Here is a 16,516-nt window from a genome sequence, read left to right as displayed (position 1 = left end):
CATGCGTACCGCATCCCACGCCCTGCCGGGATTCCGCGGCCGGATCCTCACCCCGGGGGCGCCCGGATACGACCGGGCCCGCCGCGTCCGCAACGCCCGCGCCGACCGGCGCCCCGCCCTGATCGCCCGCTGCACGGACGCCGACGACGTGATCGCCGTCCTCGCCCACGCCCGCCGGAACGGACTGCCGGTCGCGGTCCGCGGCGGAGGCGCCCACGTGGCGGGCTGGGGTACCTGCGACGACGGCGTGGTCGTGGACCTCGGCGGGATGAAGCGGATCGACGTCTACCCCGTCGGCCGTACCGCTGTCGCGGAACCCGGTCTGACCTGGGGCGAGTTCGACGCCGCCACGCAGGAGGCCGGGCTCGCGGTCCCCGGCCCGCGCAACAGCGACGTCGGCATCGCCGGCCACACCCTCGGCGGCGGCGTCGGCGACCTGTCCCGCCAGCACGGACTGACCAGCGACAACGTCACCTTCTTCGAGCTGGTCACCGCCGACGGGCGGCATGTGCGCGCCGACGCCGACCACCACCCCGACCTGTTCTGGGCGCTGCGCGGAGGCGGCGGCAACTTCGGCGTCGTCACCCGCTTCGGCTTCCGACTGCACCCGGTGACCGGCGTCGTCGCCGGGGCCCTGGTCCACCCCGCCTCGCAGGCGCGCACCGCCCTACGGGCGGCCAGGGACTGGCTGGCCACCGCACCCGACGCGGCCTCCCTGGTTGTCCTGCTGTGGACCGCGCCGCCCCTGCCGTTCGTCCCCGAGCACCTGCACTTCGAACGGTGCGCCGTGCTGATCCCGAGCTGGTTCGGGCCGCCCGAACAGGCCGACGAGGTACTCGCACCCCTGCGCCACGGCGCCGCCCACCCGGTCGCCGACGGCATCACCAGGCTGCCGTACACCGCCTACCAACGCCTGCTCCCGAGCCCGCAGGGCGCCGCCCGCCAGCACGTCTACAACCGCGGTGAACTCCTCCCCGAGCTCTCCGACATCACGCTCGACCTCCTCACCGACCACTGGAAGTCGGCAGGACCGAACTTCTCCGTCGTCCTCGGCGCACTCGGCGGCGCCATTGGCCGGGCGCCCGCCGGGCCGACGGCGTTCGCCCACCGCGACGCCCGGTGGTTCGTGGAGATCTGCGCCCAGTGGTACGGGGACGACCCCGACAGCCCTGAGCACCTGGCACCCGCCCGCACCTGCCGGCAGGCACTTCAGGACGTGACCCAGGGCCCGTACGTCAACCTCCTGCCCGATCCGGAGCAGCACTGGGTGCACGCCGCCTACGGGACGGCCACGTACAAGCGTCTGGCCCTGGTCAAGGACACCTGGGACCCGGACAACCTCTTCCGCTTCAACGCCAACATCGCGCCCCTCACGGCCGAGGCCAAGGAGAACGTACGATGACCACCACTTCCACCCCGGCCGAATTGATCACCCAGCTGCGCCAGGCAGGTGTCCAACTCTGGGAGGAGGACGGTTCCCTCCGCTACCGCGCCCCGAAGGGCACACTGAGCGCCGGCCGGCTCCAGGCACTGAAGGACGGCAAGGCGGCCGTACTGGAGTGTCTGCGGGCCGAAGCCCGGCCCGCCGCCCTCACCCCCGACCCGGCCGCCCGTCACGAGCCGTTCCCGCTGACCGACGTACAGGCCGCCTACCTGCTGGGCCGCAACGAGGTCTTCGGCTACGGCGGCGTCGCCTGCCACGTCTACCTCGAAGTCACCTACCCCGACTTGGACCCGGCCCGCACCGAGGATGCCTGGAACCGGCTCGTCGCCCGCCACGACATGCTGCGCGCCGTCATCGACCCGGCGGGCCACCAACAGGTCCTGCCGAGCGTGCCGCGCCTGACCGTGCCCGCGGCGGAGGGCGAGGAGGCGCTGCTCACATCGCGCGAGGAGATGGGTCATCGCGTGTACGACACCACGCGCTGGCCGCTGTTCGAGCTGCGCGTCACTCGCACCGAAAGCCGGGCGGTCCTCCATCTGTCGATGGACTTCCTGATCGCGGACTGGGCGAGCATCTGGCTGCTGCTGGGCGAGTTCGAGACACTGCACGCCGACCCTCACGCCCAACTCCCGGCATTGGACGCGCAGTTCCGTGACTATCTGCTGGCCGAGCGGGGGCTGCGCGAGTCCCCTGCCCGCCAGCGGGACAAGGACTACTGGTGGGCGCGGCTCGACACCCTTCCGCCCGCCCCCGATCTGCCGATCGCGGACGTGAGCCCGGACCCGCCCCGTTTCCGCCGCCGCTTCCTCAAGCTGGACACCGCTTGCTGGGAACGTCTCAAAGCCCGCGCCCAACGCCGCGGCCTCACCCCGACCGCGGCCGTACTCGCCGCCTACTCCGCCGTCGTCGGCCGCTGGAGCCGCACCCCGCGCTTCTGCCTCAACCTCACCGTCCTCAACCGCCTCCCGCTGCACGAGCAGATCGACCACGTCGTCGGCGACTTCACCACTGTCAACCTCCTCGCCGTCGAGCCGGCGTCACCGGCACCCTTCGCGGAGCAGGCCCGGACCCTCGCCGGCCGGCTCTTCGACGACCTCGACCACCGCCTGTGCTCGGGCGTGGAGGTGCTGCGCGAACTCGCCCGCCGCCGAGGCCGCGAGGCCGCCCTGATGCCGGTGGTGTTCACCAGTGCCATCGGTCTGGGCAAGGGCGGTACCGAGGGTCGCCTGGACGGCTTCGGCATCACTCAGACCCCGCAGGTCTTCATCGACTGCCAGGCCATGGACGACGCCGAGGGCCTCCAGATCAACTGGGACGTCCGCGAGGGCGTGTTCCCCGACCGGGTCGTGGACGACATGTTCGACGCCTTCGACACGCTGATACGCGACCTCGCCGACGGCGAGGAGCTCTGGGACACCACCGACGTCGTACCGCTGCCCGCCTGGCAGACCGAGGAGCGCCGCCGCGCCAACGACACGGCGAGCGAACTCCCCGACGGCCTGCTGCACCAGCGCGTGTTCGCCCAGGCGGCCCGCACGCCCGAGCGATCTGCCGTGATCGCCCCCAATAGCAGCCTGACGTACGGAGAGCTGGCCGCCCGTGCCACTGCCGTCGCCGAGCAGCTGCGCGCCGTGGGCTGCATCCCCGGCGAACGCGTCGCCGTCGTCATGGACAAGGGCCCCGAGCAGATCATCGCCGTACTCGGAACCCTCCTGGCCGGCGCTGTCTACCTGCCGGTCGACACCACGCAGCCGCCGTTGCGCCGCGCCGCCCTGCTCGCCGACGCCGGAGTACGGCACGTCCTCACCCAGTCCTGGGTGGACGCCGGAAGCCATGCGATTGCCGTCGACACCCTCGCCCCTGCGGCGAGCGCCGCCGAACCCCCCTGCGACGGCGACTCGGACGCACCCGCCTACGTCATCCACACCTCCGGCTCCACCGGCCGCCCGAAGGGCGTCGTCATCAGTCACCGGGCGGCGCTCAACACCATCGAGGACGTGAACCGCCGCTTCGGCGTCACCGACGGCGACCGGGTCCTGGGCCTGGCTCAGCTCGGCTTCGACCTGTCGGTGTACGACATCCTCGGCCCGCTCTCGGTGGGCGGCGCCCTCGTCCTGCCCGATCCGGAGCGCCGCACCGACCCTTCCCACTGGGCCGAGCTGATCGACGAACACGGCGTGACCCTCTGGAACTCGGTCCCGGCCCTGATGCAGATGCTCGCGACCTACCTCGAATCCGAATCGGACATCGACCTGCCCACACTCCGTCTCGCGCTGCTGTCCGGGGACTGGATCCCCGTGACCCTGCCGGGCACACTCGCGCACCGCCTGCCCGGACTGGACGTCGTAGCGCTCGGCGGCGCCACCGAGGCGGCCATCTGGTCCAACTACCACCAGTGTGAGGGCAGTTACGAGGGCCGCCGCAGCATCCCGTACGGTCTCCCGCTCGCCAACCAGGGCTTCCGGGTCTTGGACGCCGAACTGCGCGACTGCCCGGTGTGGGTGGCGGGGGAGCTGTACATCAGCGGACACGGCCTCGCGGAAGGGTACTTGGGCGACCCGCAGGCCACCGCCCATCGCTTCGTCAAGCGGGATGGCCAACGCCTCTACCGAACCGGTGACCTGGGCCGCTACCTGCCCGGCGGCGAGATTGAGTTCCTCGGCCGTGAGGACACCCAGGTGAAGGTGCGCGGTCACCGCATCGAGCTGGGTGAGATCGAGGCGGCACTGCTGGAACACCCCGCAGTAGCCGCGGCGGCCGTCGTCGTGGACGGCGAGGGAGACGCACGGGCGCTCCTCGGCGCTGTCGAGCCCGCGCCCGCCGCGCGAGCGGCGGCCCTGGAGTCCCTCGCGCCCACGGTCAGCGCATCGGCCGACGCGGTCCTACCCGACTTGGGCGACGACCAGATGACCGTGCACGTCGACGCTTTCGACGCGGCCGTGCTGTCCGCCATGGCCCACGCGCTTCGGGAGTTGGGACTGTTCCCGGCCGCGGACGGGCGGGCCTTGGCGGACGCCGGAGTCAGCCCACGCCACCACTGGCTGGTACGCCGCTGGCTCGCCGTGCTGGAGGAGCGCGGCGTCGGAGAGGCAGACGCGCCGACCACAGCGCGACTGTGGGCGGAGGCCGAGCGGGCTTGGAACGATGAGGTCGCTTCCCGCGACGTCCTCGCCTACGTGAAGAACCACGCCGACCGCCTGCCCGAGCTGCTGACCGGACGCCAGGACCCCGTCGAACTCCTCTTCCCCGACGGCGACTTCGACACCGCGCACGCCCTCTACCGCCGTAACGCCACCGCCCGCTACCTCAACCGGGCTGTCGGAGCGGTTCTGGAGCGCATAGCCGCCGAGCACCCCGCCGACCTTCCGCTGCGCGTCCTGGAGGCGGGCGCCGGCACCGGCGGCACCACCGAGGACGCACTCCGGGCGCTGGCGGACCGGGACAGCACGTACCTGTTCACGGACGTGGCGCCCTTCTTCCTGCCCGAGGCCCGCCGCCGATTCGGCGATCGCGAGCGTCCGCGGATGAGCTTCGGCGTCTTCGACGTCGACGCCGACCATCGCACCCAGGGCCTCGCCCCGAACGCGTACGACGTCGTCCTCGCGGTCGGCGTCCTGGAGAACGCCCGCGACATCCGCGCCTCACTGACCCGGCTCACCGAACTCGTCGCCCCCGGCGGCTGGTTGGTGCTCACCGAACCCACCCGGGAACACCCCTGGATCCTGGCCTCCCAGGCGTTCATGATGACCGAGCCGGAGGACGACCGCGCCCTCGGCGGCGCCTCCTATCTCAACCGCGACGAGTGGCTCGACCTGCTGCACGACGCGGGCGCCGAAGAGGTGCTGTGTCTGCCCGACGAAGGACACGCCCTGGCCCCGCAGCACATCCACCTGTTCGCCGCCCGCCTCAAGACCGATCGCGCGCACGTCACCGAGTCGGATCTGACGGCCTTCCTGCGGGACAGGCTGCCCGCCCACATGGTCCCCACGCACGTCCAGGTCGCCGACGCGCTCCCGCTGACCGGCAACGGCAAGGTCGACCGCCGTACGCTCCAGGGCTGGCGGCCCGCCGTCACCGACGCGACACCCCAACGGGCGGCCGAGGCACCCGCCGACGCCTTCGAGTCCCGTCTCGCCGGTCTCTGGGCCGAGGCGCTGCCCAGTGGACGCATCGGCCGGACCGACAGCTTCTACGACCACGGAGCCGACTCGCTGATCATGGCTCGCATGGCCGGCCGGCTCCGCGAGGAGGTCCCCGAGGCGTCGGGTATCCCCTTCGACACCCTGCTGCGGCAGCTCCTCAACCACCCCACATTCGCGGACCTCGCCGCCTTCCTGCGTGACCGTGGGGACATCTCCGCCGATCCCACCCTGCGCCGCGCCACCACCGGCAACGCCGCCCTGATGTCCTTCAGCACCACCGGCAGCGGCCCGCTGCGGGTGATGTTCCACGCCGGACTCGGCACGATGGACTGCTACCGGCCGCTCGCCGCCCGCCTCGTCGAACAGGACCTCGGCCCTGTCCTCGGCGTCGTCATCGACGACACCGAGCGCTACCTCGCCCAGGACCCGGCCACCGTCATCGAACGCGCCGCCGACGACTACGCCGAGCGCTTGCTGGCCGAGGGCCACGACCACGTCCAGCTCATCGGCTACTGCCTCGGCGGCCTGTACGCGACCGAGGTCGCCCGCCGCCTCGACGAACGCGGTGTGACGGTCGAGGACCTGGTGCTCATCAGCAGCCACCCGGTCGTGGTCGACGTCGAGGACGACCTGATGATCGAGATCCTGTTTGTGCCCAACCTGCACATCTCCCTCGCGCAGACCGGTTTCGGCGACATCGACGCGGACACCGTCGTACGCGGATTCGTGCATGTCATCGAGCGCAACGGCGGCAAGGTCCCGCTGGGCGCGTTGGCCGAGGTCGCCGGCGATCCTGAGCTCGACCGGGCCGGGGACTTCTTCCGGCGCCTGGGCTCGTACACCCGGGAGGAGCGGTTCGAGGTGTACGCACGCACGGCAACCGAGGCGGGCGGCGAGACCGTGCCGAGCGAGATGGTCGCCGGGATGTTCCGGGTCTTCCGGCAGAGCTTCCTGTCGGCCCGCTTCACCCCGCCGCCGTACGCGGACGACATCCGCTTCCTGCTGCCGCGCGGCGCCTCCGGTTTCGCGCCCGGCATGGACGACACGACCCTCGCCTTCTGGCGGGACGTGTGCATCGGCGACCTGCCCGTCACCGGCATCGAGGGCAGCCACTTCAGCTGCATCGAGGAGCCGAACGCCGCCCATGTCGCCGACCTCGTGGCCGCCCCGTTGCGCGCGCTGCACCGCCGCTGACCGCCTTACGCACGCAGGAGATCACCATGGGCTACCAAGAGACCCATATCGAGGGTCCGTTCGACCCCCTGACCACCATCGCCCACCTCGCCGACTCCGGTCTTCTCACCCACTACGTCGTCTACGAGCGCGAGCGGCACTGGTACCTGGCGGGCAACCCGATCCACGAGATACGCGTCGACGCCCGCACCGTGCGGAGCGGCGGGCACGTACGTCCCTGGACCGGCACACCCTGGGAGCCGATACGCACCGCGCTCCACGAGGCGCCCGTCGAGGACTGGCACGCGTACGGCTGGCTGTCCTTCGAGCTGGCGAGCGGAGCCCGCAACGGGGACCTGCTGGCCCATCTCATCGTCCCGGGCACGGAGCTGACGGTCACCGAAGACAGGGTCGAAGTCCGCACCACCGACTCCGATCTGCCCGACCGCCTGCGCAAGACCCTCGCCGAGTCGCCACGGCACGCGTCGCCGCGTGCCCCGAAGCCGGTCGACGTCCACGCACCGCACGGCCCCTACCACGGTCACGTCGCGCATGCCGTCGCCGAGATCGGGCGCGGAAGACTGGACAAGGTCATCCTGTCGCGCTCCGTGCCCGTGCCGTTCCCCGTCGACATGACCGCCACCTACGTCACCGGCCGCGCCGGCAACACGCCCGCCCGCTCCTTCCTGCTCGACCTCGACGGCGTACAGGCCGCCGGCTTCAGCCCGGAGAGGGTGATCGAGGTGACCGGGGACGGCACCGCCACCACCCAGCCCCTGGCCGGAACCCGGGCCCTGACCGGCGAACCCGACACGGACGCCGCCCTGCGCAGGGAACTGCTACGCGACCCGAAGGAGGTCTACGAGCACGCCACCTCCGTGAAACTCGCCGTGGAAGAGCTGTCCGGTGTGGGCGCGCCCGGCACCACGCGCGTGGGGGAGTTCCTCACGGTCAAGCCGCGCGGAAGCGTCCAGCACCTGGCCTCCCGTGTCACCACCGACCTGGCCGAGGGCCGCACCGCCTGGGACGCTCTCGGCGCGGTCTTCCCGCCTGTCACCGCGTCCGGCATCCCCAAGCAGGCCGCGTACCAACTGATCCGTGAACTGGAGGATGAGCCGCGCGGCCTGTACGCGGGCGCGGTCCTGCGGGCCGGTGCCGACGGATCGCTCGACGCCGCCCTGGTCCTGCGCGCCGTCTACCAGCGCGGCGGCCGGGCCTGGCTGCGCGCGGGCGCGGGTGTCGTCGGGGCGTCCCGGCCGGCCCGCGAGTACGAGGAGACCTGCGAGAAGCTCCGGAGCGTCGCCCCGTACGTCGTCCCGAAGGAGGGCTGACCATGCTCGACGGATGCACCTTCTGGCCCGAGGAGTTCGCCGCCCGCTACCGCGAACGCGGCTACTGGCCGGGTCGTACCCTGGGCTCCCTGCTCCGCGAACGAGCCGGGGCCGCCCCTGACGCAGTCGCCGTCATCGACGGAGACCGGCGCTGGACGTACCGCGAACTCGACGAGCGTGCCGACCGGTTGGCGGCCGGGTTGCGGGAACTCGGCCTGTCGGCCGGGGACCGGGTCGTCGTCCACCTGCCGAACATCGCGGAGTTCCTGGAGCTGTCCTTCGCCCTGTTCCGGCTCGGCGCCGTCCCGGTCATGGCGCTGCCCGCCCACCGGGAGGCCGAGATCGCCCACCTGTTCGCCCTGTCGGAGGCGGTGGCCTACGTCATCCCCGACACCCACCTCGGCTTCGACCACCGGCTGCTCGCCCGCGCCGTACGCGAGAGGGCACCGCGCCTGCGGCACGTGCTGGTCGTCGGGGACGCCCAGGAGTTCACCGGCCTGGCGTCGTTGTCCGCTGAGCCGCGGCCGCTGCCGGAGCTCGACCCGTCCGACGTGGCGCTGCTGCTCCTGTCCGGCGGTACCACCGGAGCCGCCAAGCTGATCCCGCGCACCCACGACGACTACCTCTACAACGCGGCCGAGAGCGCGGTGGTGGCCCAACTGAACGCCGGTACACGCTACTTGGCAGCACTGCCGGTGGCCCACAACTTCCCCCTTGCCTGTCCCGGCCTGCTCGGCACGCTCCACGCGGGCGGCACGGTCGTGATGTGCCCCAACCCCAGCCCGGACATGGCGTTCCCGCTCATCGCCCGCGAACGCGTCACCGTCACCGCGCTCGTCCCCTCGCTCGCCCTGTTGTGGCTGGAGGCGGCAGAGTGGGCCGAGGAGGACCTCAGCAGTCTGAAGCTTCTCCAGGTGGGCGGGTCCCGACTGAAGGCCGAGGCCGCCCGGCGTATCGCCCCCGAACTGGGCTGCCGCCTGCAACAGGTCTTCGGCATGGCGGAGGGGCTGCTCTGCTACACCCGCCTCGACGACCCCGACGAGCTGGTCCTCGACACCCAGGGTCGATCGCTGAGCGAGGACGACGAGATCCGTGTCGTAGGGCTCGACGGGCGTGACGTACCGGACGGTGAGGTGGGCGAGCTGCTGGTGCGCGGCCCGTACACGCTGCGCGGCTATTACAAGGCCGCCGAACTCAACGCCAGGGCTTTCACCGAGGACGGCTTCTACCGCAGCGGCGACCTCGTACGGCGGCTGCCCGGCGGGCACCTCGTCGTGGAGGGGCGCATCAAGGACGTCATCAACCGGGGCGGCGAGAAGGTCCCGGTCGAAGAGGTCGAGAACCACCTGCTCGCCCATCCGGCCGTCCACGAAGCGGCCCTGGTGGGGTTGCCCGACGAACGGCTGGGGGAGCGCTCCTGCGCCTGCGTCATCCCGCGCGGCACCCCGCCCAGCCTTGCCGACCTGACCGCCCATCTCATCGAGCGGGGTCTTGCCACGTACAAACTTCCCGACGAGGTGTGGGTGTTGACGTCCTTCCCGCGGACGGCCCTCGGCAAGGTCGACAAGGCTGCGCTCGCCCAGCAGGTGACCGCATGAGCGGCCTGAATGCCGTCCTGGGCCTCGCCACGAGCTCGGCACAGGTGCGCCGACGGCTCCAACGCGCCGCCGCACTCGGCCTGTTGAGCGGTGTGCTCAACGTCGTGGGGCTGGTGTGCTTGGTGTACGCCGTCGGAGAACTCCTCGCCGACGAACCCTCCGGTGCCGTCGTCACCCGTTGGGCCCTGGGCGCGCTCGCCGGCCTGGTGGGCGGCTTCGGCGCCCGCTGGCTGGCCGAACACCTGGCGCACGAGGCCAGCTACGAACTTGAGGTCGTGCTGCGCAGGCAGCTCGCCGACAGCCTGGCGCGCATGCCGCTGGGCGAGGTGCAGCGGCTCGGCGCCGGGCGTGTCAAGAAGATCGTGCAGGACGATGTGAAGTCCCTGCACAACGTGGTCGCCGACGCGCTGCCGTTCCTCGGCTCCGGCATCGGCCAGCCGGTCGCCGCCCTGCTGGCCCTGGGCATAGTGCAGTGGCGGATGCTGCTCGCCGTCCTGCTGATCGTCCCTGTCGCCTTCGTCTGCTTCTCGCTGCTGGCGCGTGACTACGGCACTCAGCGCGAGCGCTACAACACGGCGAACGAGAACGTGAACGCGGCCGTCGTCGAATTCGTCCAGGGCATGCCGGTCGTGCGCACCTTCGACGACGGCCGGGCCTCCTTCGGCCGCTTCGCCTCCGCGGTCGAGGAGTTCACCGAGGCGGTCGCCGCCTGGATGGCCACCACCCGCACCTCCGGCCTGCTGCACCGCCTGTTCATCGTGCCCCTGCCCACCCTGCTGATCGTCGCCGCGACCGGCGTCCCCATGCTCACGGCCGGCTGGATCTCCCTCACCGACCTGCTCCTTGCGCTGCTCATCGGCACGCTGCCCATCGAAGCGGTCTCGCCCCTGATGCACCTGACGAACCACATCAACGACGCCAAGGCGGGCGCCGTCCGCGTACGCGACCTCCTGGAGGCCCCGCCCCTGCCCGAGCCCACCGCCCCTCGCGAGCCGAACGGCTCGGCCATCACCTTCGAGAAGGTCACCTTCCGCTACCCCGGACGAGAGGACACGCCCGCCCTGGACGGCATCGACCTGGAGATCCCCGAGGGCACGGTGTGCGCCCTCGTGGGCGCCTCGGGCTCCGGCAAGTCCACCCTGGCCCGGCTGATCCCGCGCTTCCACGATGTCGACGCGGGAGCCCTGCGGGTGGGCGGGGTGGACGTCCGCGACATCGCGAGCGAGATGCTGCTCCGCCATGTCGCGCTCGTCTTCCAGGACCCGTTCCTGGTCACCGGCACCGTCGCCGAGAACATCCGCCTCGCCCGCCCGGACGCCACCGACGGCGAGGTCCGCGCCGCCGCCGAGGCGGCAGCCGCCCACGACTTCATCGTGGGCGACCTGCCCGAGGGCTACGACACCCAGGTCGGTGAACGCGGCGCCCGCCTCTCCGGCGGCCAGCGGCAGCGCGTCACCATCGCCCGCGCGATCCTCTCTCGCGCCCCGATCGTCGTCCTCGACGAGGCCACCGCCTTCACCGACCCCGAGACAGAGGCCGCCATCCAGCAGGCTCTCGCCCGCCTCACCCGGGGCCGCACCGTTCTCGTCATCGCCCACCGCCTGTCCACCATCACCGACGCCGACCAGATCGTCGTCCTCGACCACGGCCACATCGCGGAACAGGGCCGCCACGCCGACCTCGTCGCCGCGGGCGGCCGGTACGCCCGCCTCTGGTCGAGCCACCAGCAGGCCGCCGCCTGGGGCATGACCGGCAACCGCACCCGGGAGGTCACCCCGTGAAGCGCATCCTCCGCCTGATGCTCACCGCGGCAGGGCCGTATGCCGCGCAGTTCCGCGCCACCCTCCGCGTCTCCCTCGCGGCGACCGTCCTGCAAGCTGCCGCGTACGCCTGCTTCGTCCCGCTGCTCGCCGAACTGTGCCGCGACCAGGTGCGCACCGGTCGCGCCTGGGGCTGGTTGGCTCTCCTGGCCACCCTCGTAGCCACCGAAGGCGCCCTGCGGATGCGGGAGATGGCGTTCACCTACGACCACTGGCACCTGGTGACCGGCTCCACGCGCCTGCGACTCGGAGCCGCCCTGCGCGCGATGCCGCAGCAGGAGCTGAACCGACGTGCCGCGGGCGACCTCACCCAAGTGGTAGGCGGCAACGCGACCACGGCGGCCACCGCCGTGTCCTCACTGGCTTCCCTCTTCATCCAACTGGTAACGGTTCCGATGGTGTTGGGTGTGATGGTCCTCGCCCTGGACTGGCGGCTCGGCCTGGTACTCGTCGCGGGCACCCTGGCCGCCGTCCCTCTCGTACGGCAGGTACAGCGCCGGTCCGGCTACGGTTTCCGCGAGGTCGACGAGGCCGACGCGGAGGCGGCCGCGCGGATCGTCGAGTACGTCCAGGGACTGCCGGTTCTCAAGGCCACCGGTCAGGCGGGAGCCGACTCGCCCAGGCTGGTCCCGGTACTGCACCGGCAACACCGCACCCAGGCCGCCGCCAACCGCTCCGCCGCACTCCCCGTCGCCGGCGCCCAACTCATCGTCCAGCTCGCCCTGGTGGCCCTTGTCGCTCTGGGCGCGGCGCTCGTTCTCGACGCCCGGCTCACCCCCGCGACCCTCCTCGCCATCACGGTCGCCGCGGCCCGTTTCGCCGAGCCGCTCGGCCTGGCCGCCGCCATGACCAAGCTCTTCGAGCTGTCGGAGGCGGCACTGGCCCGGATCGACGACGTCCTGTCGGTGCCCCCACTGCCGGTCGCCGTCGGCGGAACCCCACCTACCGCCTTCGGCATCCACTTCGACCACGTCACGTTCGCCTACGACGGCCAACATGAACCCACCCTGAACAAGGCCGACTTCATCATCCCGGAACGCAGCCTGACCGCCCTCGTGGGCCCGTCCGGCTCCGGCAAGACGACCGTCACCCGGCTCATCAGCCGCTACGCCGACCCGCAGGAGGGCTCGGTGCGGGTCGGAGGCGTGGACCTGGCGTCACTCGACCCGGACGAGGTGCTGCGGCACATCTCCGTCGTCTTCCAGGACGTCTACCTCTTCGACGACACGATCCGCGCGAACATCGCCCTCGCCCGCCCGGACGCGACCGACACGGAGATCGAGGAAGCGGCCCGTGCCGCCGGCATCCACGACTTCGTCGACCGCCTTCCCGACCGCTACGACACGTCCGTCGGTGAGATCGGATCCGCCCTCTCCGGCGGCGAACGCCAGCGCATCTCCATCGCCCGCGCCTTCCTCAAGGACACCCCGATCGTGCTGCTCGACGAGCCCACGGCCGCCCTGGACAGCACCTCGGAAACAGTGGTGCAGCAAGCCATCGACCGACTGGTGGCCGGGAAGACGGTGGTGGTCGTCGCCCACCGCCTGTCCACCGTCGTCGGCGCCGACCAGATCCTGGTCGTCGAGGACGGCCGCATCACCCAGCGCGGCACCCACACCGACCTGCTGGCGAACCCCGACGGCCGCTACGCCCGCATGTGGGCCGCCCAGTCGGCGTCCCGGCAGTGGCAGCTCCCCGCGGGCGACTCCTCCGGCGTGATATAAAAATGGAAATCATGTTCATTAGTGCTGTGTGGAGGGAACCCGGACATGAGTAAAGCCGTCCGCAGCCGTCGAAACCGCCCTTTCACCCTCGTCGTCTGTGCGTCCTGTGATCCCACCACCAGCCAGGTGATGGACGGATTGCGCAGGGTTGTTCGGGGCTGCCGCCACGGAGTCATGGTCTCCACCGGATGTCTTACGCACCTCCTGCGCTGCCGCCAGGACCAGGACCAGGGCCAGGGCCAGGGCCTGTGCGCCGCCGTGCAGCCCTGCGCGGTGGACCGCAGGCCCACCGGGCCCGTCGTGCGGCTGGGTCCGCTCTCCACCGAGGCCGACGTCGAAGCCGTCGGGGCGTGGCTGCGAGCCGGCATGGCGGACGACGGGACGCTGCCCGACCGGCTGCGCGCGGCACCCGCTCCACGGCACGTCGCCCACCTCAACTGAGGGAATCAGGGTGCGCAAGGGCTTGTTGAGCGTCGTGGCCGGCAACACGCCCGACGTCCGGGGCGCGGTTGTCGACCGGCTGCTGCGGCTGTCGCCGCGTGCCGTGCTCCTGTCCGTCTCCATCGAGGGCCGGAGGGGTGGGCGTCCGGTCGTGCAGCGCTACCTGTCGGGTGCCGAAGCGACCGGGCGGGAAGCATCCAAAGGCGCGACGGGTGACCCGGTGGTCATCCTTCGTCAGGACCTGCTGGAGCTGCGGCGTACCGCCGGGCCCGCGCACGTCGTCCTAGCCCTGCCCGAGAACGTCGGCGTCCTGCCCCTCATGGTGGAGCTGTGGCGCGCTCGCGTCGGGAGCGGTTCCCTGGGCGAGTTCTACGACCCGGCACCTGTCGTTGTCGGTGTTGATCCGGCGTCATTCATGGCGGATATCAGCTGCGTACACCAGTCTCTGCGGCTGTGGACGGGACGGGATCGAAGCGAGCCGCTCACTCCTGCCGAAGCCGCAGCGCGCCAGGTGGAAGCGGCGGACGCACTGATCATTCCCGACGGCGCCGTGGACGGGGGTGAACAGAGGTCCGCGTTCGCCGCACTGGCTGCCCAACTCAACAGCCACGCCTTGCTCCTGACACCAGCGGACGCCGGTCTGCCGGAGTCGGAAACGCCCGAGTCCCTCGTCCAAGCAGGGCGCGAGGGCGCCGCGGAGCAGTGGCAGGCTCAGCTGGAGCCGGTGACGGTAATGCGCTCGCGGCCGGGCGGGAGCCGTGGCGTGGCGTCGCTGCTCTGGCAGTCCCGCCGCCCGCTGCATCCCGAGCGGCTGGCCGACGTACTCCCCACGGTGATGTCCGGCGTCGTACGGGGCAGGGGGCACCTGTGGCTGTGCAGCCGCCCCGAGTCCGTCGTGACCTGGCGTTCGGCCGGGCCCTACCTGGAGCTGAGGGAGGCGGACCGCTGGCTGGAAGCCGCCGACTCACCCGCCTGGACCGCCGCGTCGCCGCAACGGCGCGCCCTCGCTTCCTGGTTCTGGGACGCCTACTACGGGGAACGGCGCAACGAGATCGTCCTGACCGGTATCGACCTGGACCAGGAGGGTATTCGCACCGCGCTGGACACAGCCCTGCTCACCGACGCGGAGCTGTCACTCGGACGGGACGGCTGGACGTCGTTCCCCGATCCCCTTCTCACCGGTGCCGATTCCCGGTGATCAGGGCAACCGGACGAGGCTGAGCGGTACTCCTCGACCTGGGGCAGTCGCTGGGCGGCGAGGCCGGTGAGCATCTCCTGGCACGCGGAGGGCAGCTCGTCGTACATCCGGGTCGGAAGAGCGCTGAGTGTGCGGGAAGTGAGTACTTCGACTCCCGGCTGCCAGTCGGCGAGTTCGGCCAGGTCCGCGCAGGTCCCACCGCATGCGGGCGTCGACCTTGCTCAGCGCATCGTCCTGGCCCTGGGTTCGATGAGGCCGGGCCAGCGGTGTCGAGGGCCAGCAACGAGCGGGGAAGTGGTCGGCCAGGAGATCCACGACGTGGTGGACATCCGTCTCGTGCAGGAAGGGCAGGACGGCTTCGGCGGCGAAGAAGTGTGCGCTCAGTCCTCCGCCTCGATCCACCGCAGCACGATGTCCGAGGACAGCCGGGAGTCCTCGGCTATGACCTGCGGCGGGATGCCCGCTCGCCAGGCCGCGAGCGCGGCTTGGAGCAGGGTGTCCGCGCGGGCGGCCAGTCCGGCACGCAGCGCGTCGGCGGAGGCGGTGATCAGGTCGGGCGCTTCCTCGGCGAGGCGGCGGGCGGCGAGCCGTACGGCGCGGCGTTCCGCCGGCAGGTCGCGGTCGTGGTCGGTCATGCCACGGCGTCCCGTTCGGCTTCGGTGGGTGTTGCGTCCAGGTGCCAGTGCAGGTCGTGGATGCCGGGTTCGAGCGACAGGCGGGCGATGAGCTGTTCCAGTGCGCGGGCGGGGTCGCCGCCGACCGCGACGACTGCTCGCATTTCCGTGGTGTCGTCGTCCTCGCGTCGCACGCGCAGACCCCTGGGGGTGAGCCCGGTGCCCGTCATGGACTGCAGGAGCAGGGCGCGGATGTGGGCGTCCTCGTCACGGTCGCATACGAGGTGGACGGTGGCTCGTACGCCTTCGGTGTCGGGGTCGTGCTGGGGAACCCGGTCGATGAGCCGTCCGGCGGGCCGCAACGTCAGGTGCACCGCGAGGACCGCGACCGTACCGATCAGGGCCAGCCTCAGACGGCCCGAGGCCGCCAGGACTCCCACGGCGGCCGAACACCACAAGGTGGCGGCGGTGTTGAGGCCGCGTACGGATGCTCCGTCGCGCAGGATGACGCCACCGCCGAGGAATCCGATGCCGGACACTACGTACGAGGCGACCCTCGTCGGGCTGCCCGTGTCGCCGACGGCCTCGCTGTAGAGGACGAACAGGGTGGCACCGGCGGCGACCAGCGCGTTGGTGCGCAGCCCGGCCATGCGGGCGCGCCACTGCCGTTCGATGCCGATCAGGGCGCCGCAGCCGACGCCGACGGCGAGCCGGAGCGCGAAGTCGAAGGTGGTCAGGTCTGCCATGGCGGCCTCCTCTCACCCTGCGCCGGCAGGGTGGGCCAGACGGACGCGGCGCGAAGAAGGACTGGCGGTTACCGCGTGCCGGAAGGGCCGGTGGACAAACGGATGCGGGGCCGATGCCGACCCTGCCTACTGTGACGGCGATCCATGCGCCCCGCCTCCTTACCGGCTCCCGTCAGGACTACTACGGGGAGCCTACTGACCCTTTCGGGTTCATGTCGGGTGTGGCGTGAGGACCAGCCCGGTTTCGGTGAGGCAGCCGTCGATGAGTTCGGGGTGGTGCTGGAT

Annotated in this window: 10 protein-coding genes; 8 read left to right on the top strand and 2 right to left on the bottom strand. The window is 71.5% G+C overall.

What is annotated here, in order from left to right; genetic code table 11:
• The first annotated feature begins 1 nt into the window (after window position 1).
• The 8 genes from ACIQ8J_RS30895 (at window position 2) to ACIQ8J_RS30860 (ending at window position 14,871) form a co-directional block, all read left to right on the top strand.
• The gene (locus tag ACIQ8J_RS30895; protein ID WP_403276968.1) at window positions 2-1,402 is read left to right on the top strand and encodes an FAD-binding oxidoreductase; all 1,401 of its coding nucleotides are present in this window, start codon (window positions 2-4) and stop codon (window positions 1,400-1,402) included.
• A complete protein-coding gene (locus tag ACIQ8J_RS30890) occupies window positions 1,399-6,780 on the top strand; it encodes an amino acid adenylation domain-containing protein (RefSeq protein WP_403276970.1) in 5,382 nt (1,793 codons plus the stop codon). Before ACIQ8J_RS30895 ends, ACIQ8J_RS30890 begins: the two co-directional genes overlap by 4 nt.
• Before the next feature lie 26 nt (window positions 6,781-6,806).
• Window positions 6,807-8,090, top strand: coding sequence for a salicylate synthase (locus ACIQ8J_RS30885; RefSeq protein ID WP_403276971.1), 1,284 nt, complete (start codon window positions 6,807-6,809; stop codon window positions 8,088-8,090).
• A gap of 2 nt (window positions 8,091-8,092) precedes the next feature.
• Window positions 8,093-9,688, top strand: coding sequence for a (2,3-dihydroxybenzoyl)adenylate synthase (locus tag ACIQ8J_RS30880; RefSeq protein ID WP_403276973.1), 1,596 nt, complete (start codon window positions 8,093-8,095; stop codon window positions 9,686-9,688).
• A complete protein-coding gene (locus ACIQ8J_RS30875; RefSeq protein WP_403276975.1) occupies window positions 9,685-11,469 on the top strand; it encodes an ABC transporter ATP-binding protein in 1,785 nt (594 codons plus the stop codon). The genes ACIQ8J_RS30880 and ACIQ8J_RS30875 overlap by 4 nt, the downstream gene beginning before the upstream one ends.
• The gene (locus tag ACIQ8J_RS30870; protein WP_403276977.1) at window positions 11,466-13,232 is read left to right on the top strand and encodes an ABC transporter ATP-binding protein; all 1,767 of its coding nucleotides are present in this window, start codon (window positions 11,466-11,468) and stop codon (window positions 13,230-13,232) included. The genes ACIQ8J_RS30875 and ACIQ8J_RS30870 overlap by 4 nt, the downstream gene beginning before the upstream one ends.
• Window positions 13,233-13,406: 174 nt before the next feature.
• On the top strand, window positions 13,407-13,673 hold the full coding sequence (locus tag ACIQ8J_RS30865) for a hypothetical protein (protein ID WP_403276978.1): 267 nt from the start codon (window positions 13,407-13,409) through the stop codon (window positions 13,671-13,673).
• Between the two features lie 10 nt (window positions 13,674-13,683).
• Window positions 13,684-14,871 carry a GTP-binding protein gene (locus ACIQ8J_RS30860; protein WP_403276980.1) on the top strand — a complete coding sequence of 396 codons (1,188 nt, stop codon included), beginning with the start codon at window positions 13,684-13,686 and terminating at the stop codon, window positions 14,869-14,871.
• 380 nt (window positions 14,872-15,251) lie between these two features.
• On the opposite strand, the gene ACIQ8J_RS30855 is transcribed toward ACIQ8J_RS30860, so the two are convergent.
• Both ACIQ8J_RS30855 and ACIQ8J_RS30850 read right to left on the bottom strand, forming a co-directional pair.
• On the bottom strand, window positions 15,252-15,506 hold the full coding sequence (locus tag ACIQ8J_RS30855) for a hypothetical protein (protein WP_403276982.1): 255 nt from the start codon (window positions 15,504-15,506) through the stop codon (window positions 15,252-15,254).
• On the bottom strand, window positions 15,503-16,231 hold the full coding sequence (locus ACIQ8J_RS30850; RefSeq protein WP_403276984.1) for an MgtC/SapB family protein: 729 nt from the start codon (window positions 16,229-16,231) through the stop codon (window positions 15,503-15,505). The genes ACIQ8J_RS30855 and ACIQ8J_RS30850 overlap by 4 nt, the downstream gene beginning before the upstream one ends.
• Window positions 16,232-16,516: the final 285 nt, after the last annotated feature.

Source organism: Streptomyces sp. NPDC094147 (genome assembly GCF_044764265.1).
Lineage (GTDB): Bacteria > Actinomycetota > Actinomycetes > Streptomycetales > Streptomycetaceae > Streptomyces.
This window is presented reverse-complemented; position numbering and strand designations above follow the sequence as displayed.